Genomic DNA, 14,270 nt, shown 5'->3' with positions numbered 1-14,270 from the left:
ATAATGGATTAAAACGTCTTAGAAATTCATTTGAGCACAGTGATACCCGCGTTACCAAAATATACGGCCATGAAGTTCCCAAATTCAGGCCGGATAGATCATGTGCTAAATCATGAGTAGCCTTAAAGGCAAAAAGGAGTAGATATGAGAAAAGAGTTGTATGAATTCCCTCTGACAGATTTCATTTCCGAAAAAGATTTCAGGTCTATTAAAAGGTTCGCCCAGGATAAAGAAACCCCTTTTTTAATCATTGATTTGAAAAAGATCGAGAAAATGTACGATCTGATCATTGACAATATGCCTTTTGTGAAAGTCCATTACGCGGTCAAGGCAAACCCTATGGATGAGGTCATTGTTGCTCTCAAGAACAAAGGCTCGAATTTTGATGCTGCAACGGTCTATGAGATCGACCAGCTTTTAAGGCTCGGGATAGAGCCGGAGCGCATTAGTTATGGGAACACCATCAAAAAAGAAAAGGATATTGCCTATGCATATGAAAAAGGAATAAGGCTCTTTGTCACTGATTCAGAGAACGACCTCCGGAAACTGTCAAAGAATGCACCGGGTTCAAGGGTCTTTTTCCGTGTGCTCACCGAAAGTGATGGAGCAGACTGGCCGCTCTCCCGCAAATTCGGTGCTCACCCGGATATAATATACAAGCTTATCCTCAAGGCTAAAAAAATGAATCTGGAGCCTTATGGCCTCTCTTTCCATGTGGGCTCACAGCAGCGTGACATAGGACAGTGGGACAGTGCTATTTCTATGTGCAAATATCTCTTTGTGGCTGCAGCTGAAAAGGGCGTCCAGCTGAAGATGATCAACCTTGGTGGCGGCTTCCCTGCAAAATATATATCTCCGGCACATGAACTTGAAACCTATGCCGATGAGATACGCCGCTTCCTGCACGAGGATTTCGGCGATGAATTGCCTGAGATTATCATTGAACCCGGCAGGTCACTTACAGCAGATGCAGGCATCATCGTAACCGAGGTTGTCATGATCTCGCAGAAGGCCAGGTACAACCAGTATAGCTGGGTGTATCTTGACATAGGGAAATTTGGCGGACTTATCGAAACACTTGAGGAGGCCATCAAGTACCCCATATATTGCGAAAAGAAAGGTTATGCTGAAGAAGTGATCCTTGCAGGTCCGACCTGTGATAGTATGGATATCCTTTACGAGCATCACAAGTATGCGTTCCCTCATACTCTCAAAGAAGGCAACCGTGTCTATATTTTCACCACAGGTGCCTACACCCAGAGTTACAGTTCCATAGCTTTTAACGGGTTCCCTCCACTGAAAGCTTATATCATCTGAAGGGGCTGGCCTCCCCTTCCTTTGTTTTTAGTTTAGTGCCGTGTAGAAGCCTATTTTACGACTTCGTAGCCTGCACTCTTCCATGCGCTCATGCTTCCAAGCACATTGAAGACTTTCCTGTAACCGTTCTTTTTCAGAATGGAAGCCGCAATATTAGAGCGCCGTCCCGAGCCGCAGTAAACCACCACCTGGCAGTTCTTTGGTACTTTATCGAGATTCTCTTCCACATGCCCTACGTATATGTGTCTTGCACCTTCTATATGTCCGCTCTCCCATTCCTCGTCACCTCTAACATCCAGGATGAATAGCTCCTCATCGGCATCAAGTTTACTTTTCAGGTCATGTACCGACAGGAGATTAAAGCCTTCCACAGGCAAAGCCTCAATATACCAGGCTGCAATCCCGCCATTGAGAAAACCTGCAATGTTGTCGTAGCCCAGTCGGATCATGTATTTTATTGCAGTTTCCAGTTGCTCTTTATCTTCCAGCACCAGAAGAATAGGGGTACTGTATGGGAGTACCCAGCCTGCAAAAGAGGGCAAGCCTCCAAGCCAGATGCTATAGGTATCCCTTATATAAGCGCCTCCGAACGAATGTGGCAGACGTGTATCCGCAACTATGGCTCCGTTTTCCATCTGTTCCCTGAACTCCTGGGGTGAGAAAAGTTCCGGGTTCGGTCCGTCCTGCAAAAGAGGAGGACCCTCAAGATTGTATTTTTCCATCTGCCGGAAGTAAGGTGGAAACTCCAGACGCTCCTGAAGTTTGTATTTTACAAAATCCTCTTTAGTTGTGTTCCTGAGGGCAGGATTCTGAATGCGCTCAAGTCCAAGTGTGCTATGCTCCCGTGTCCCGATAGCACCCCCGCACATCGAACCTGCACCATGCGCAGGGCATAATATCACTTCATCTCCCAGAGGGAGTATTTTATTGAAAATGCTGTCATACAGGTTGGACGCCATCCTCGGTGCCTCGTCCGGACCATAGAGATCGGTCCTTCCGACATCGCCAATGAACAGCGCATCACCGGTAAAGACCATAACCGGCTCTTCACCTGCTTCAAGGTCAGTCAGAACATAGGACATACTCTCATCAGTATGACCCGGAGTATGCAGGGCTGTCAGGCCCAGCGAGCCAAAACTAAATTCCTGGCCATCATTCACATAGTTCCCGTATTTGAAATCCACGCCTCTGCCATGATAGATCTTTGCGCCGGTAAGACGTTCCAGTTCAAGAGAGCCTATCACATAATCTTCATTACGATGGGTCTCGAAGATGTATTTTATCTTCATACCTTCATTCATTGCAGTGTCGGCATATATCCTGCAATCTCTCCTGGGATCGATGACAACTGCTTCATCACCCGAGCCGATGAAATAGGACAGATGAGCCAGGCCTTCTGATTTAATGCGCTTGAATATCATTTCGATTATCCCTCATGAACTTCATTCATGTAATTTCACACCTGTAGAGCAAGACGATTCGCATAAGTTTAAATTACTTTACGCTGACCACTTTGATTCCCCATCTAGTTGTATAATTGCATGCTTCATATCTTTTTCTTTAATCTCCTTATTGCATTGTATTGAGAACCGGAAACATTTACCAGAAAGCCTTGAAAATCTTATTCCACTAAAAACAAATATTGTGCCATTAATTTTTTAGCCAGATATGATCCTTTTAAATACTGGCAGCACAAACTATACCCTCGTGACCCACTATTCCTTTGTTAATGAGCTCCTGCGCAAAGGTATCCATCTTACATCTATACTGATAGTGCTGGTCTATGCTTTCTACGGCAAGCAGGTTGTTCTTACCTTGCTTATCTCATATCTGGTGCTTATTCTGATTATCGAGCACTTCCGTCTTGACAGAGGCCTGGAACTTCCTTTTGTCAAGCACCTGTTCCGCCAGAAAGAAATCTCAAATATAGGTTCTCATGTATTTTTTACACTCGGTGCACTCGTTGCTGTTTCAGTTTTTAGTAAAGAGGTTGCCTATGCTGCCATATTGATGACCACATTCGGAGATATGAGTGCAGCACTTGTTGGCAGAAAGATTGGGAAACATCGGTTAAGCAGCGGAAAATCAATTGAAGGTTGTGCTGCTGAGATTTTTGTCGATGTTTTGATCGGATATATTTTCCTATCAAGTTTGCCTCTTGCACTGTTAATGGCATTTACAGCAACCCTTGTGGAAACTTTTTTTGTTAATATAGATGATAACCTAACAATCCCTGTATTTTCAGGATTTGTTGTGGAAACGTTCTTATACATAAGGCACATACTATAAAATAGAAGATATAATTACAGAAGGTGGTAAGGCACCCGAAACCACCACGCTTAGGGTGCCTCTCTCCTTACGAATCCGAGATATTCCCCAATACCTCTGTTACGCCACTCGCATAACCCGCAATAAATAATTGTAATCTCTTTTACTTAAATCAATCCATATTTATTTTATAGTGGCATTAGTTTGTTTAAAACCTACTTCAAATCATATCCTCACATATATTTTGATGACATCAAAAATTCATTCGCTGAATTGATCATATGTTCCCAAAATATGTATACAGTCCTGAACTAAATCAAGTTAGCTTGGTTATCTCGCAAATTAGTTTTTTGAAAAGTTATATATATGCCGATGGCATAGGATATTATATACGAAAACAATCTTTTCGGAAAACATCAGAGGTAAATCAATATGACATCATGGGAATATGAAATAAAGTCAGTTCGCTTTGGCGAGTGGGACCTGATGAAAGAGGACCTGAACGAACTTGGCGTTGATGGTTGGGAACTGGTGAAGTTCTCAGGTGATGTAGATGATCAGGGAATGACCAAAGCCTTCCTGAAAAGACCACTGGATATACTTGAAACCTGATTTTTTTTAATAATTTCCTTTTCTGTTTTCCCATTTGGATCTTTCTGATTTTGTTGTTGCAATAATGCTTTCATAGAATACTTGCTGTATTTTTCAACAGGCCCATTTCAGGGCTATTTGTAACATAAAGGTATTTCTATTCATTCGCTCAATGTTATTATGGGGTTTGTTAATGAGAAATGGAATGATGGTCTTTTTGGTTCTTATGTCTGTATTCTTAGTTATTGGATGCACCGGTGCACAGGATGATGAAGATGCAGGCACCGAAAGTCCGGAGATACCGCCTGCCGACCCTGAACCTGTGCAAGCGGGAACTCCTGAGCCGCAAGGCAGTGAAGTGTACAATTACATTACTGAAGAGAATAATTACAGGGACTGGGACCTATGGCCTTTGAAGGAGGAGATATATGCAAGCGTTAGTATCCATGGCCCGCTACTCACAACATACGTATCAGAGAATGCAGTACCTGCCATTGAGAACAGGGCAGGTTCCCTGCCATATGAAAGCATTGTGGTAAGGGAAAGCTATGATGCTGAAAGGGAACTGAGGGAAATAGGAGTACGCTATAAGGTAGAAGGTTATGACCCCGAACATAATGATTGGTTCTGGGCTGCCTACACTCCCGAAGGAGAAGTTATAGTCGAAGGAAGAGTGGAATCATGCCAGAATTGCCATTCGGTAGAGGCGGATAACGACTATATTTATACTGCATATATAACAGACACTCTTTACCCGATAACCGATGTAGAGATAAGGGATTTCAGTTTTGACCCGGCCTCGGTCACCATTGCAGTGGGAGATTCAGTAAGGTGGACCAATATGGATTCAGCCGTACATACAATAGACGGTGGAATGTTCCGGTCAGGAGGGCTTGGGCAAGGTGAATCCTACAGTTACACATTCACAGAAGCAGGCACCTATTATTATATGTGTACTGTGCATCCCTACCAGACAACGGGGCAGGTCATAGTAACAGGCTGATTCTCTTTGCCATTACTTTTTGTCCAGGTTTCATGGCATCATTAGTTCCGGTAATGCTATTAATTATGCTCACTCTATCCTACTAAGGGGAGGATTATGAGAAGAGTACTTTTTATCTTTACGTTAATCGCAGCGGTTGCTTTGACTTCCGGGTGCACGGATTACCTGTCGCCAATGGAAGCCCGGCCACCCGAAGAGGTTGAAACTACAGAGGTAATTATGCAAAATTACCGCTTCCTGCCTCAGGATATCAGGGTTTCTGTGGGGGATACGGTTACCTGGACAAATGATGACAGAGTAACCCACACTGTGACTGCGGACAATGGTGCCTTTGATTCAGGTGAGTTCGGGCCAGGTGAGACTTTCAGCTATACCTACGAGCAGGAAGGCATCTTTGGTTATTCCTGCACGATACATCCCGGTATGATCGGTACTGTGACAGTAGAGTGAATATTTAAAATTGACAGGGGAACCCAATTGAAACTTAAGGGCCAGATAGCTCTTGTGACAGGGGGAGGCAGGGGTATAGGAAGAGCCACGTGTCTCGCGCTGGCAAGGGAAGGTGCAGATATCATCGCAACTGCAAGGAGTCAGGGTGAGTTAGAAGCAGTGCGTGAAGAAGTTAAGAGCATGGGCAGGAAATCACTTGCCATCCCGGCAGACATTCGCAAGGAGTCGGATGTCATTAGCTTGGTGTCTGAATCAGTTAAACAATTCGGAAGAATAGATATCCTTGTGAATAACGCCGGATTTGCGGTAAGAAAACCCCTGATAGAAACCAGCGCCGGGGAATTTGATAATATAATGGATGTCAATGTAAGAGGCTTATTCCTGTGCACAAAACATATTTTACCCCATATGCTCAGGGAAGGTCAGGGCAAAGTGATAAATATTTCATCAGGTGCAGGCAAAACCGGGATTAAAGAACTTTCAGTATACTCTGCATCAAAGTTTGCAGTTATCGGCCTGACCGAATCGCTGGCTCAGGAAGTTTCGGGAAAGGTAGGGGTATATGCTGTCTGTCCGGGAAGTGTCGATACGGGTATGTACCGTTCTTTATATAATGATGAACCATCCCTCAAACCGGAAGATGTAGCCGCCAAAATCGTGGAGCTGTGTCTTCCGGGCTCAAGGGTTTCTTCAGGATCCTGTGTTACAATATATGGACACAGGTAAGTAAAAAGTCGGGTTTTGTCTTTGAGGTATGAATGATATTCAGGGACAGGAAAGATGCGGGTGAGAAACTTGCCCGTGAATTAGAAAAATACCGGGATGAGAATGTACTGGTGCTGGCTATTCCCCGGGGTGGCGTAGAGGTCGGGTGCATAGTGGCAGAACACCTGTATGCATCATTCTCTCTTCTTGTGACAAGGAAACTGCCGTTTCCTGACAACCCGGAAGCCGGGTTCGGGGCTATAGCTGAAGATGGAAGTGTTTTCATTTCAAGAAATGCATCAGCCTGGCTGCCGCAGGATGAAATGGACCGGATTATCATTGATCAGTCAAAGGAGATCAGCAGGAGAATACAGGTGCTAAGAGGAGGCCGATCCTTGCCGGAACTATCCGGCAGGACGGTTATACTGATCGATGATGGTCTTGCCATGGGTTCTACCATGCGCGCTTCTCTACTGCTGTGCAGGAAAAGGGGTGCTGGGAAGATTGTAGTTGCTGTGCCTGTAGCAGGCAGGGAAGTCGCTGAGGATATCTCCCGGATGGTTGACGAGCTCGTCGTTCTGGAGACCCCTGCAAATTTCATGGCAGTTGCCCAGGTCTATAGTAACTGGTATGATGTCTCTGACGATGAGGTATTGTCGATAATGGAACACGGTTGCACCAGAAGTTAAACGATTGGAAGGTGAATGAAAGAAATGATAATTACCAGCAGCGCTTTCAAACATGGCGAGATGATCCCAGCCAGATACACGTGTGACGGGGACAATATCAGTCCGCCACTGGATTTTGATGACGTGCCTTCAACCACAGTTAGCATTGTTGTGATGGTGGATGGTATTGATTCCTCCTCAGGCACAATGACCCACTGGATAGTATGGAACATCGACTTTGTGGAAGGGATAGATGAAGATACGGTCCCGGGAGTAGAGGGCATGAATGGCTTCAACAAGGTATGCTATTGCGGTCCGTGCCCCTCTGAAGGCACGCACAGGTATTATTTCATAGCCTATGCTCTTGAGACCAGGCTGGATTTCATAACCGGGACAGCCAGAAATGAAATTGAGGATGCTATGCAACCCTATATACTTGACAAAGGTGAACTCATGGGAGAATACGCAAGACAGGATGCGCTTTCAGGTATTAAGGAAAAAGGATGAGATAAGTGAGCTCTTATTTAATTCATTTGTCTAAAGCTGGCTGCAAACCCACAGGCTTGGCACATAAGAGTAAAACCTGATGCACGCAGAGAATTAATTTTTCTAAATTTGTTGTTTTAAGAACGTCTATAGCATTCAGCCATTCCTTGAAAGATTGATGATAGTGCGCCCATAGATCATTTAGTGAACTACCACTCATTAAAATGGGTGGCTTCTTGCTTCATCTGTTTCTCCAGTGAGAATACATCCACAAGCTCAAACCGCAGTCCCTGCGGCGGTATTGTTTAGTGCGATATTCAGGATGTTGATAGCGGCATTGATATCCCTGTCATGTTGTGTATGACACGAAGGACATTCCCAGCTTCTATCGTTCAAAGTCAGGTCGGTATTCTTGTGTCCGCATACATTACACAGTTTGGAACTTGGCACAAACCTACCAATCTGTTGAATGGTCTTACCACACCACTCCGCTTTATATTTCAATTTCATTATGAAATTTCCCCAGGCAACATCCGAGATTGCCTGTGCTAAGCAGCGATTCTTGACCATTCCTGAAATGTTCAGATCCTCCAGGACGATAACTTGGTTCTCGTTTACCAGCCTGTTGGATAGTTTATGTTGAAAGTCATTTCGTTGGTTGGCAACCTTTTCGTGTAGTTTAGCCACAACCAACTTTTGTTTCTTCCTGTTACTCGATCCCTTTTTCTTACGGGACAACGACCGTTGTTCGGCTTTAAGTTTTGCCATTGACTTTTTCAAATGTCGAGGATTCTCGATCTTTTCACCTGTTGAAAGAATGGCAAAATGACTGATACCAACATCAACTCCGATGCTTGGTCCCAAACTAACTTTCTCTGGGATTTCCCGACGATCTTCAATCAGTATGCTTATGAAATACTTACCAGTCGGTGTTCTGGATACCGTAGCAGTTCTTGTTTCCCCTTCAAATCCACGATGGAACTTGACCCTGATAGGCTCCTTAAGTTTGGGCAGCTTAACCGTGCCTTTGTCAAGGTCCACTACATAATGCTGTGGGATCTGGAACGATTGAACAGGGTTATTCTTGGACTTGAATGTGGGATAGTCTGCTTCTTTCCTGAAGAACTTCTTAAAAGCGTTATCCAGGTTATCGACAGAAGCCTGTAAGGATTGGGAATTGACATCTTTCAACCAGTTGTATTGGGTCTTGAGACCAGGAAGCATGTTCTTGAGCTCATTCTTACTTATTGATTGGTTCTCATCCGTGTAAGTTGTACTCTTCAATTCCAACGCCCAGTTGTAAATGAACCTACACGTACCAAACTGTTTCTCAAAGAAATCTATCTGTGATTCATTTGGGTATAATCGATATTTGTAGGCTCTTAACATAACTAAAGTCTTTTACGCTATAATAGCAGATATATTTAATGTTTGACTGTGTATACAATTCCAGACATCTTTCAAATACAAATGGACGTAATTCATCCACCCAATAAATTGGGTGGTCTTCTTACTACAACGTGATAAAAATAAAAGTTAATTAAGGTAGTATTACTTCAAACTGCCTCACACCTGGAAAATCGTGCTTGAATATATTTTTAGCCTCTTCTGTAGTATCGGCATGAACAGGTACTTCTCTTAGTACTTTTTCATTTTCACCTTTCCAGAATTTAATCCAATAGCACATAGAACAGTTCCTCCTTATGCAAACACCATTAGTGAATCCAGTCTGGCAGTTCCTTTTTGTGTCCAGTATCCACAAGTCTCACAATGCTGTATATTCTGGTACAGGTCACGCAGACGTGCCTTACACTCAGGACATTCTTTTAGCTGTTTCAACAATTCATCCCCCCAATCATACCAGGAAATATGCTTGTTCCCCATCCATATATACGGATGCCCCGGAAACTTCCCTGACACTTAACATGTAACTACATGTTCTTATTTAATCTAAACCATTGTTAAATCCAAGGACGCTTTTAAAATATGCAAGCTTTAAATTATTCAATGATTATTATTTCTGGATGTAATTTAGAAAAAAACAAAAAGCAGAAACTTATTCATTTTAAAAAGTGGTACATCACCTGTTTACAGGATAATTCGATAATGGGAGCCAGTACCTATGTATTTTTATCCAACAGTTTATTTATATATGGTGAAAACATAGTTTATTCCACACTTGATAGCTAAATGGCCTTCACTTGGGATTTTTATTGCAATACGGCCATTGCAAATGGGTTTTGTATAAATCGGATTTTCAGGTGTTTTGCACTTTTACGTGTATTAGCATTCTATTTGATATCCATTTTTCATAAAACATCAAGCAAAAAACGTATTACATAAATGAGAACGAGGAATTAATCTGGCTAATTATAACAGCAGAAAAAGACAAAGTAGAGCAAGCAATGGAGCACAGACCGGTGCACCTGAAGTAGTTCGTGTCAGAACACCGCGTAAAGACCGGAATGAAGTACTGGCTACTGTAGCCACCATGCTGGGAGCAAGCAGGGTAAGATTGCAGTGCGTGGACGGTACTATTCGCATGGGCAGGATCCCCGGCTCAAAGAAGAAGCGAATGTGGGTTCATGAGGGAGACATTGTAATAGTGACCCCATGGTCCTTCCAGGATGAAAAGGCTGATGTCGTATGGAAATATACAAGACCACAAGCTAACTGGCTTGAGAACAAAGGATATCTCAAATAAAGAAATGGTTACCATTTCTTCTTTAAATTCATTTTCCCATGTATGTTATTTACAATATAATTTGTACATGGTCTTCTAAAATCTTTATCACCCGTTCAATTATTCGATGTTAATAATATAATATTTCGATTGGAAATTTAATTGTCTTATTGTTTTTATTCTCTGATTCTCCCTGATTTTGACAACTTCCACATTGCACTTGGCTAGTTCCCATTCAAGCTCAGATATGAATACTATTTTTAAATTGGAAGTATGGGCCGATCTAATAGGTCCTTCGATTTAAGCTAAAATCGATAAAATAGTTTCGACTGATGACGAAAACAGGGCTACACTCTTATAACTTGACAACATTGAATGTTCTGAGGTGTGTGATTCGTTTTTAAACACTCCCACAACCCCCACTCCCCAAATTATCACACACCTCAACCTAAATCTATCTTACTTGAGAGCTTCGTTTTATTTCCTGCTTTCAGCTTATCTTTATAATCTATGGGTTTTGGTCAACATACGTATTTGTTCTTCCTATACACTGGAACCTGAAAAAGAGAAGATACCAGCATTTGTTTTTCGTGTCTTATTGTTTTTCTCCTTAATCCCGACCGCGGCAGATTTTTACTTTTTCTGATTGATTTTATAAGTATAGTTTATGTAAACTATGTTTAGGAACATGTAAATATTATAAGTGTTTTTTTTGTTACATGACACAAATAAAAATACAAAAAGACGGACATAAATGTGGAAGATGTGGGCATGAATGGATTCCACGCACTAAAATTAATGAAGATCCTGTAATATGTCCAAAATGTAAGTCTCCTTACTGGAACAAACCTCGGAAGAATAGGTCTAAGATGGAATGAGCAAAAATTTGTACTAATATTGATATAAAGGATTGACCGTTTTTTGTTGAAATTCTGACAACAGGATGATTTAAGTTATTGGTTGTCACATGCCATCTATAGGGAGATATTTATATTTTGTATGATCTAATAAATGGCTAATCAGTCAATGAAAGAGAAAATGCTTGAAAGAAAAGGCAGAAACACCAAAGAAAGTATTTATTTTTTTAAATTGATGGACATCGAGTTTTTTGTTGATTGATTCTTGCTGGACATGCTTTGCAAATACTACTTCCAAGTTTTTAGTTCAAAGTGTGCAGAAAGTATTTATACATCAAATCCTTCTTATGATGTATGAATGACTATTTAGTCAATTCTAGAGATAATTCATGAAAGATAAGGTCGAAGACAAAAAAACAGCCCTTTTGCAAGCGGCTCTGAAGCTTTTTACTGAAAAAGGCTTCCACGGTACATCCACTGCCCAGATATCAAAAGAAGCAGGTGTAGCCACAGGCACTTTATTCAACTACTTCCCTACTAAAGAGGATCTCATCAATGGCCTGTATTTCGATGTAAAGGGTAAATTAAGCCGCGGTATGAGTAAAGATGTGGATTCTCAGAATACCTTTCAGGATAAGTTCAGAAAAATGTGGTATAATCTTATTGAATGGGGACTCAACAATCAGGAAGATTTCCGTTTTGTCAATCAGTTCTGTTCATCTCCTTATATAACTGACTATACGCGTGAAGTAGTTATGGAAGAGTATGTTTTCTATCATGACCTTGTGATGGAAGGAATAGCGAGTGGTGAATTTGGAGATTACCCCGAGGGAATGATCATTTCAATGTTCTACCAGTCCAGCAGGACAATAGTGGACTTTATCCTTTATTCAGAACCACATGACAAAAATAAGGCTATTGAGGACGGATTTCAGATCATCTGGGAGGGTCTAGCCAAAAAATAATATTTTTTTTCGCCACACTGGTGAGTGAGCAGTCACTCACGTGCCTTTTAATGGTGTATCCACTCCAAGGATAAACAAGAAACAAAAGCCCAAATAGAGGCATCACTTGATGATTTCTCATTCGTAATAATTTCAAAAATAGAATAGAAAGGAGAGAAAATTAAAATGAAAAAGCACATAACAATTCTGTTAGCCGCTATCCTGATGTTTTCTTTAGTTGCAGGATGCATCACAGATGAAGACACATCAGAAACTGCTTCTGAATCATTGGAATTAGAAAGCAACAACCCTGATGAGGAGTCTCAGATGACAACTACTTCAGGCAACGCAGTAAATGAAGTTCCTGAAGTCTATATGACCACTGATATCAGCCCGGAAGGGTTAATCGCAGTTTACGAAGCAATGGGCCGTGATCTTCCCGGAAATGTAGCGGTAAAGCTCAGTACCGGTGAACCGGGTGGTCATTATTATCTTTCACCTGATCTGATCAAAGACCTTGTACAGTCAGTTAATGGGACTATAGTCGAATCTAATACGGCTTACGGTGGTGGTCGTGCTGAAACAGCAATGCATAAACAGGTTATGATCGATCATGGGTTTACTGCAATCGCTCCAACAGATATTATGGATGAAGAAGGTGAGATCTCTCTTTCAGTTCCAGTTGGAAAACACCTTGATGAGTCTATTGTTGGTTCTCATTTTGAAAATTATGATTCATGGCTTGTCCTTTCTCATTTCAAAGGTCATGCAATGGGTGGTTTTGGTGGCGCATTAAAGAATGTTGCTATTGGAATCTCATCTCCTAATGGAAAAACTTTAGTTCATACAGCTGGAAGAAATAGTGTTGTCGAGCAATTGTGGGCTGGAATCTCAGAAACTCCTCAGGATGAGTTCTTAGAATCTATGGCAGAGGCGAATGGGGCCTTTATGAATGAAGTAGGAGATAATGTAGTTTACATCAATGTTTTGAACAATCTGTCTATTGACTGTGATTGTGACGCAAGTCCTGCTGAACCTACAATGGAAGACATCGGCATTCTGGCATCACTTGATCCGATAGCATTGGATAAGGCTTCTGTGGACCTTGTATACGCAGCTCCTGACGGACAGGATCTTATCGAGCGTATGGAATCAAGAAATGGTACACATATACTTGACTATGCAGCAGAACTTGGTCTGGGCAGTCAGGAATATGAATTGGTGATACTGGATGCTTGATATATTCCAGAGGGAGTTCATATACCTCTGGTATTACTTCACTATCCTGTTCAACCAGATCGTAATATACTGGATATTTGGTATTGTCCTTGGCTCGGTAGTTTCCGTATTTGGCAAAGATAAGATACACAGTTTGTTTGTTTCAACACAGAACAAAAAGCTTGGAGTATTCGGGGTGGTTCCGGCAAGCCTGCTCGGAATCGCTTCTCCCCTTTGTATGTATGGGACCATCCCCATCGCAGCTTCATTCTCTGAAAAAGGAATGAGGGATGACTGGCTGGCTGCGTTCATGATGAGTTCCATTTTACTGAATCCTCAGTTGCTCATTTACAGCGCCGCACTTGGCAGAACAGCATTTATCATACGTTTAGTTTCATGTATCGTTTGCGGGATACTGGCCGGTCTCTGTGTAAGGTTCTTTTTCCGGGACAAGGGATTTTTCAATTTCTCAATGCTTGTCCTACCTGGAACCAGAGACACAGATCCCAATGTGCTAATGCGCCTGCTAAAGAATATATGGAGAAATATCAAGGCAACCGGAGGCTACTTTTTCCTTGGTATCGTGCTAGCAGCACTTTTCCAGCGTTATGTATCCCCAGATGCATTTGCTGGCATTTTTGGAAGCCAGCAAGGATTTGGAGTATTAATGGCAGCAACGATAGGTGTGCCTTTATACGTATGTGGTGGAGGGACAATTCCTTTGCTTCTGGAATGGCTGCGCCATGGCATGAGCCTGGGTGCTGCTGCAGCATTTATGATAACCGGGCCCGCAACAAAGATCACAAATCTTGGTGCCGTAAAAATTGTTCTTGGTTCCCGGCAATTCAGTATCTTTCTTGTATATACGATAGTGTTTGCAATTACAACAGGACTGATTATAGATTATTCTCTATAACTATATAGTATTAGTGGAGCTATAATGGCGTTTAGAAAAATTGGTGTTCTTCTAGGTGAAAGGGCAAAAAAGTTCAAACTCAGAAGGATCGTGTTACACACATTCTTGCTTTTGCTTCTATCGGGTATTGGCATTATTTTGTTCATAAACATACACCCGGCTTT

The 14,270-nt window shown here is 42.1% G+C and carries 16 protein-coding genes; 12 read left to right on the top strand and 4 right to left on the bottom strand.

Features of this window, described 5'->3' with window-relative positions; genetic code table 11:
- Positions 1–144: 144 nt before the first annotated feature.
- The gene (locus tag QZZ22_RS08710) at positions 145–1,317 is read left to right on the top strand and encodes a type III PLP-dependent enzyme (RefSeq protein ID WP_292464125.1); all 1,173 of its coding nucleotides are present in this window, start codon (positions 145–147) and stop codon (positions 1,315–1,317) included.
- Positions 1,318–1,367: 50 nt separating this feature from the next.
- On the opposite strand, the gene QZZ22_RS08705 is transcribed toward QZZ22_RS08710, so the two are convergent.
- Complete coding sequence (locus QZZ22_RS08705; RefSeq protein ID WP_292464124.1) at positions 1,368–2,738, bottom strand: MBL fold metallo-hydrolase; 1,371 nt, start codon at positions 2,736–2,738, stop codon at positions 1,368–1,370.
- A gap of 247 nt (positions 2,739–2,985) precedes the next feature.
- Here QZZ22_RS08705 and QZZ22_RS08700 point away from each other — a divergent pair, with 247 nt between their 5' ends.
- The 7 genes from QZZ22_RS08700 to QZZ22_RS08670 all read left to right on the top strand — a co-directional run bounded on the left by QZZ22_RS08700 (position 2,986) and on the right by QZZ22_RS08670 (position 7,509).
- Positions 2,986–3,606 (top strand): CTP--2,3-di-O-geranylgeranyl-sn-glycero-1-phosphate cytidyltransferase, encoded by a 621-nt coding sequence (locus tag QZZ22_RS08700; protein ID WP_292464123.1) that lies wholly within the window; start codon positions 2,986–2,988, stop codon positions 3,604–3,606.
- 411 nt (positions 3,607–4,017) lie between these two features.
- Positions 4,018–4,197 carry a hypothetical protein gene (locus QZZ22_RS08695; RefSeq protein ID WP_292464122.1) on the top strand — a complete coding sequence of 60 codons (180 nt, stop codon included), beginning with the start codon at positions 4,018–4,020 and terminating at the stop codon, positions 4,195–4,197.
- Between the two features lie 172 nt (positions 4,198–4,369).
- A complete protein-coding gene (locus QZZ22_RS08690; RefSeq protein WP_292464121.1) occupies positions 4,370–5,179 on the top strand; it encodes a plastocyanin/azurin family copper-binding protein in 810 nt (269 codons plus the stop codon).
- Positions 5,180–5,275: 96 nt separating this feature from the next.
- Complete coding sequence (locus QZZ22_RS08685) at positions 5,276–5,629, top strand: cupredoxin family copper-binding protein (protein ID WP_292464120.1); 354 nt, start codon at positions 5,276–5,278, stop codon at positions 5,627–5,629.
- 27 nt (positions 5,630–5,656) lie between these two features.
- Positions 5,657–6,355 carry an SDR family oxidoreductase gene (locus QZZ22_RS08680; RefSeq protein ID WP_292464118.1) on the top strand — a complete coding sequence of 233 codons (699 nt, stop codon included), beginning with the start codon at positions 5,657–5,659 and terminating at the stop codon, positions 6,353–6,355.
- 32 nt (positions 6,356–6,387) lie between these two features.
- Positions 6,388–7,023 carry a phosphoribosyltransferase gene (locus QZZ22_RS08675; RefSeq protein WP_292464117.1) on the top strand — a complete coding sequence of 212 codons (636 nt, stop codon included), beginning with the start codon at positions 6,388–6,390 and terminating at the stop codon, positions 7,021–7,023.
- A 15-nt stretch (positions 7,024–7,038) separates the two neighbouring features.
- The gene (locus tag QZZ22_RS08670; RefSeq protein ID WP_292464116.1) at positions 7,039–7,509 is read left to right on the top strand and encodes a YbhB/YbcL family Raf kinase inhibitor-like protein; all 471 of its coding nucleotides are present in this window, start codon (positions 7,039–7,041) and stop codon (positions 7,507–7,509) included.
- Positions 7,510–7,764: 255 nt separating this feature from the next.
- Here QZZ22_RS08670 and tnpB read toward each other — a convergent pair whose 3' ends face one another.
- From tnpB to QZZ22_RS08655, 3 genes are all read right to left on the bottom strand, one after another.
- A complete protein-coding gene (gene tnpB / locus QZZ22_RS08665) occupies positions 7,765–8,877 on the bottom strand; it encodes an IS200/IS605 family element RNA-guided endonuclease TnpB (protein ID WP_292464114.1) in 1,113 nt (370 codons plus the stop codon).
- A 151-nt stretch (positions 8,878–9,028) separates the two neighbouring features.
- Positions 9,029–9,175, bottom strand: a complete 147-nt coding sequence (locus QZZ22_RS08660; protein ID WP_292464113.1) for a hypothetical protein — start codon at positions 9,173–9,175, stop codon at positions 9,029–9,031.
- A 14-nt stretch (positions 9,176–9,189) separates the two neighbouring features.
- On the bottom strand, positions 9,190–9,327 hold the full coding sequence (locus QZZ22_RS08655) for a hypothetical protein (RefSeq protein WP_292464112.1): 138 nt from the start codon (positions 9,325–9,327) through the stop codon (positions 9,190–9,192).
- A gap of 517 nt (positions 9,328–9,844) precedes the next feature.
- On the opposite strand from QZZ22_RS08655, the gene eif1A reads away from it, so the two are divergent.
- The 4 genes from eif1A to QZZ22_RS08635 all read left to right on the top strand — a co-directional run bounded on the left by eif1A (position 9,845) and on the right by QZZ22_RS08635 (position 14,106).
- Positions 9,845–10,192: a translation initiation factor eIF-1A gene (gene eif1A, locus QZZ22_RS08650; RefSeq protein WP_292464789.1), complete on the top strand. Its 348-nt coding sequence runs from the start codon at positions 9,845–9,847 to the stop codon at positions 10,190–10,192.
- Between the two features lie 1,225 nt (positions 10,193–11,417).
- Positions 11,418–11,993, top strand: coding sequence for a TetR/AcrR family transcriptional regulator (locus QZZ22_RS08645; protein WP_292464111.1), 576 nt, complete (start codon positions 11,418–11,420; stop codon positions 11,991–11,993).
- 204 nt (positions 11,994–12,197) lie between these two features.
- Positions 12,198–13,211: a DUF362 domain-containing protein gene (locus tag QZZ22_RS08640; RefSeq protein ID WP_292464110.1), complete on the top strand. Its 1,014-nt coding sequence runs from the start codon at positions 12,198–12,200 to the stop codon at positions 13,209–13,211.
- On the top strand, positions 13,204–14,106 hold the full coding sequence (locus QZZ22_RS08635) for a permease (protein WP_292464108.1): 903 nt from the start codon (positions 13,204–13,206) through the stop codon (positions 14,104–14,106). The genes QZZ22_RS08640 and QZZ22_RS08635 overlap by 8 nt, the downstream gene beginning before the upstream one ends.
- Positions 14,107–14,270: the final 164 nt, after the last annotated feature.

This window comes from Methanolobus sp., assembly GCF_016278365.1.
In the GTDB taxonomy this organism is placed as follows: Archaea; Halobacteriota; Methanosarcinia; order Methanosarcinales; family Methanosarcinaceae; genus Methanolobus.
This window is presented reverse-complemented; position numbering and strand designations above follow the sequence as displayed.

Coding starts and splice junctions, on each gene's coding strand:
- QZZ22_RS08675 (WP_292464117.1), top strand. CDS start 6,388: ATGATATTCAGGGACAGGAAAGATGCGGGTGAGAAACTTGCCCGTGAA.
- QZZ22_RS08645 (WP_292464111.1), top strand. CDS start 11,418: ATGAAAGATAAGGTCGAAGACAAAAAAACAGCCCTTTTGCAAGCGGCT.
- QZZ22_RS08670 (WP_292464116.1), top strand. CDS start 7,039: ATGAAAGAAATGATAATTACCAGCAGCGCTTTCAAACATGGCGAGATG.
- tnpB (WP_292464114.1), bottom strand. CDS start 8,877: ATGTTAAGAGCCTACAAATATCGATTATACCCAAATGAATCACAGATA.
- QZZ22_RS08640 (WP_292464110.1), top strand. CDS start 12,198: ATGTTTTCTTTAGTTGCAGGATGCATCACAGATGAAGACACATCAGAA.
- QZZ22_RS08660 (WP_292464113.1), bottom strand. CDS start 9,175: ATGTGCTATTGGATTAAATTCTGGAAAGGTGAAAATGAAAAAGTACTA.
- QZZ22_RS08710 (WP_292464125.1), top strand. CDS start 145: ATGAGAAAAGAGTTGTATGAATTCCCTCTGACAGATTTCATTTCCGAA.
- QZZ22_RS08635 (WP_292464108.1), top strand. CDS start 13,204: ATGCTTGATATATTCCAGAGGGAGTTCATATACCTCTGGTATTACTTC.
- QZZ22_RS08695 (WP_292464122.1), top strand. CDS start 4,018: ATGACATCATGGGAATATGAAATAAAGTCAGTTCGCTTTGGCGAGTGG.
- QZZ22_RS08690 (WP_292464121.1), top strand. CDS start 4,370: ATGAGAAATGGAATGATGGTCTTTTTGGTTCTTATGTCTGTATTCTTA.
- QZZ22_RS08705 (WP_292464124.1), bottom strand. CDS start 2,738: ATGATATTCAAGCGCATTAAATCAGAAGGCCTGGCTCATCTGTCCTAT.
- QZZ22_RS08700 (WP_292464123.1), top strand. CDS start 2,986: ATGATCCTTTTAAATACTGGCAGCACAAACTATACCCTCGTGACCCAC.
- QZZ22_RS08685 (WP_292464120.1), top strand. CDS start 5,276: ATGAGAAGAGTACTTTTTATCTTTACGTTAATCGCAGCGGTTGCTTTG.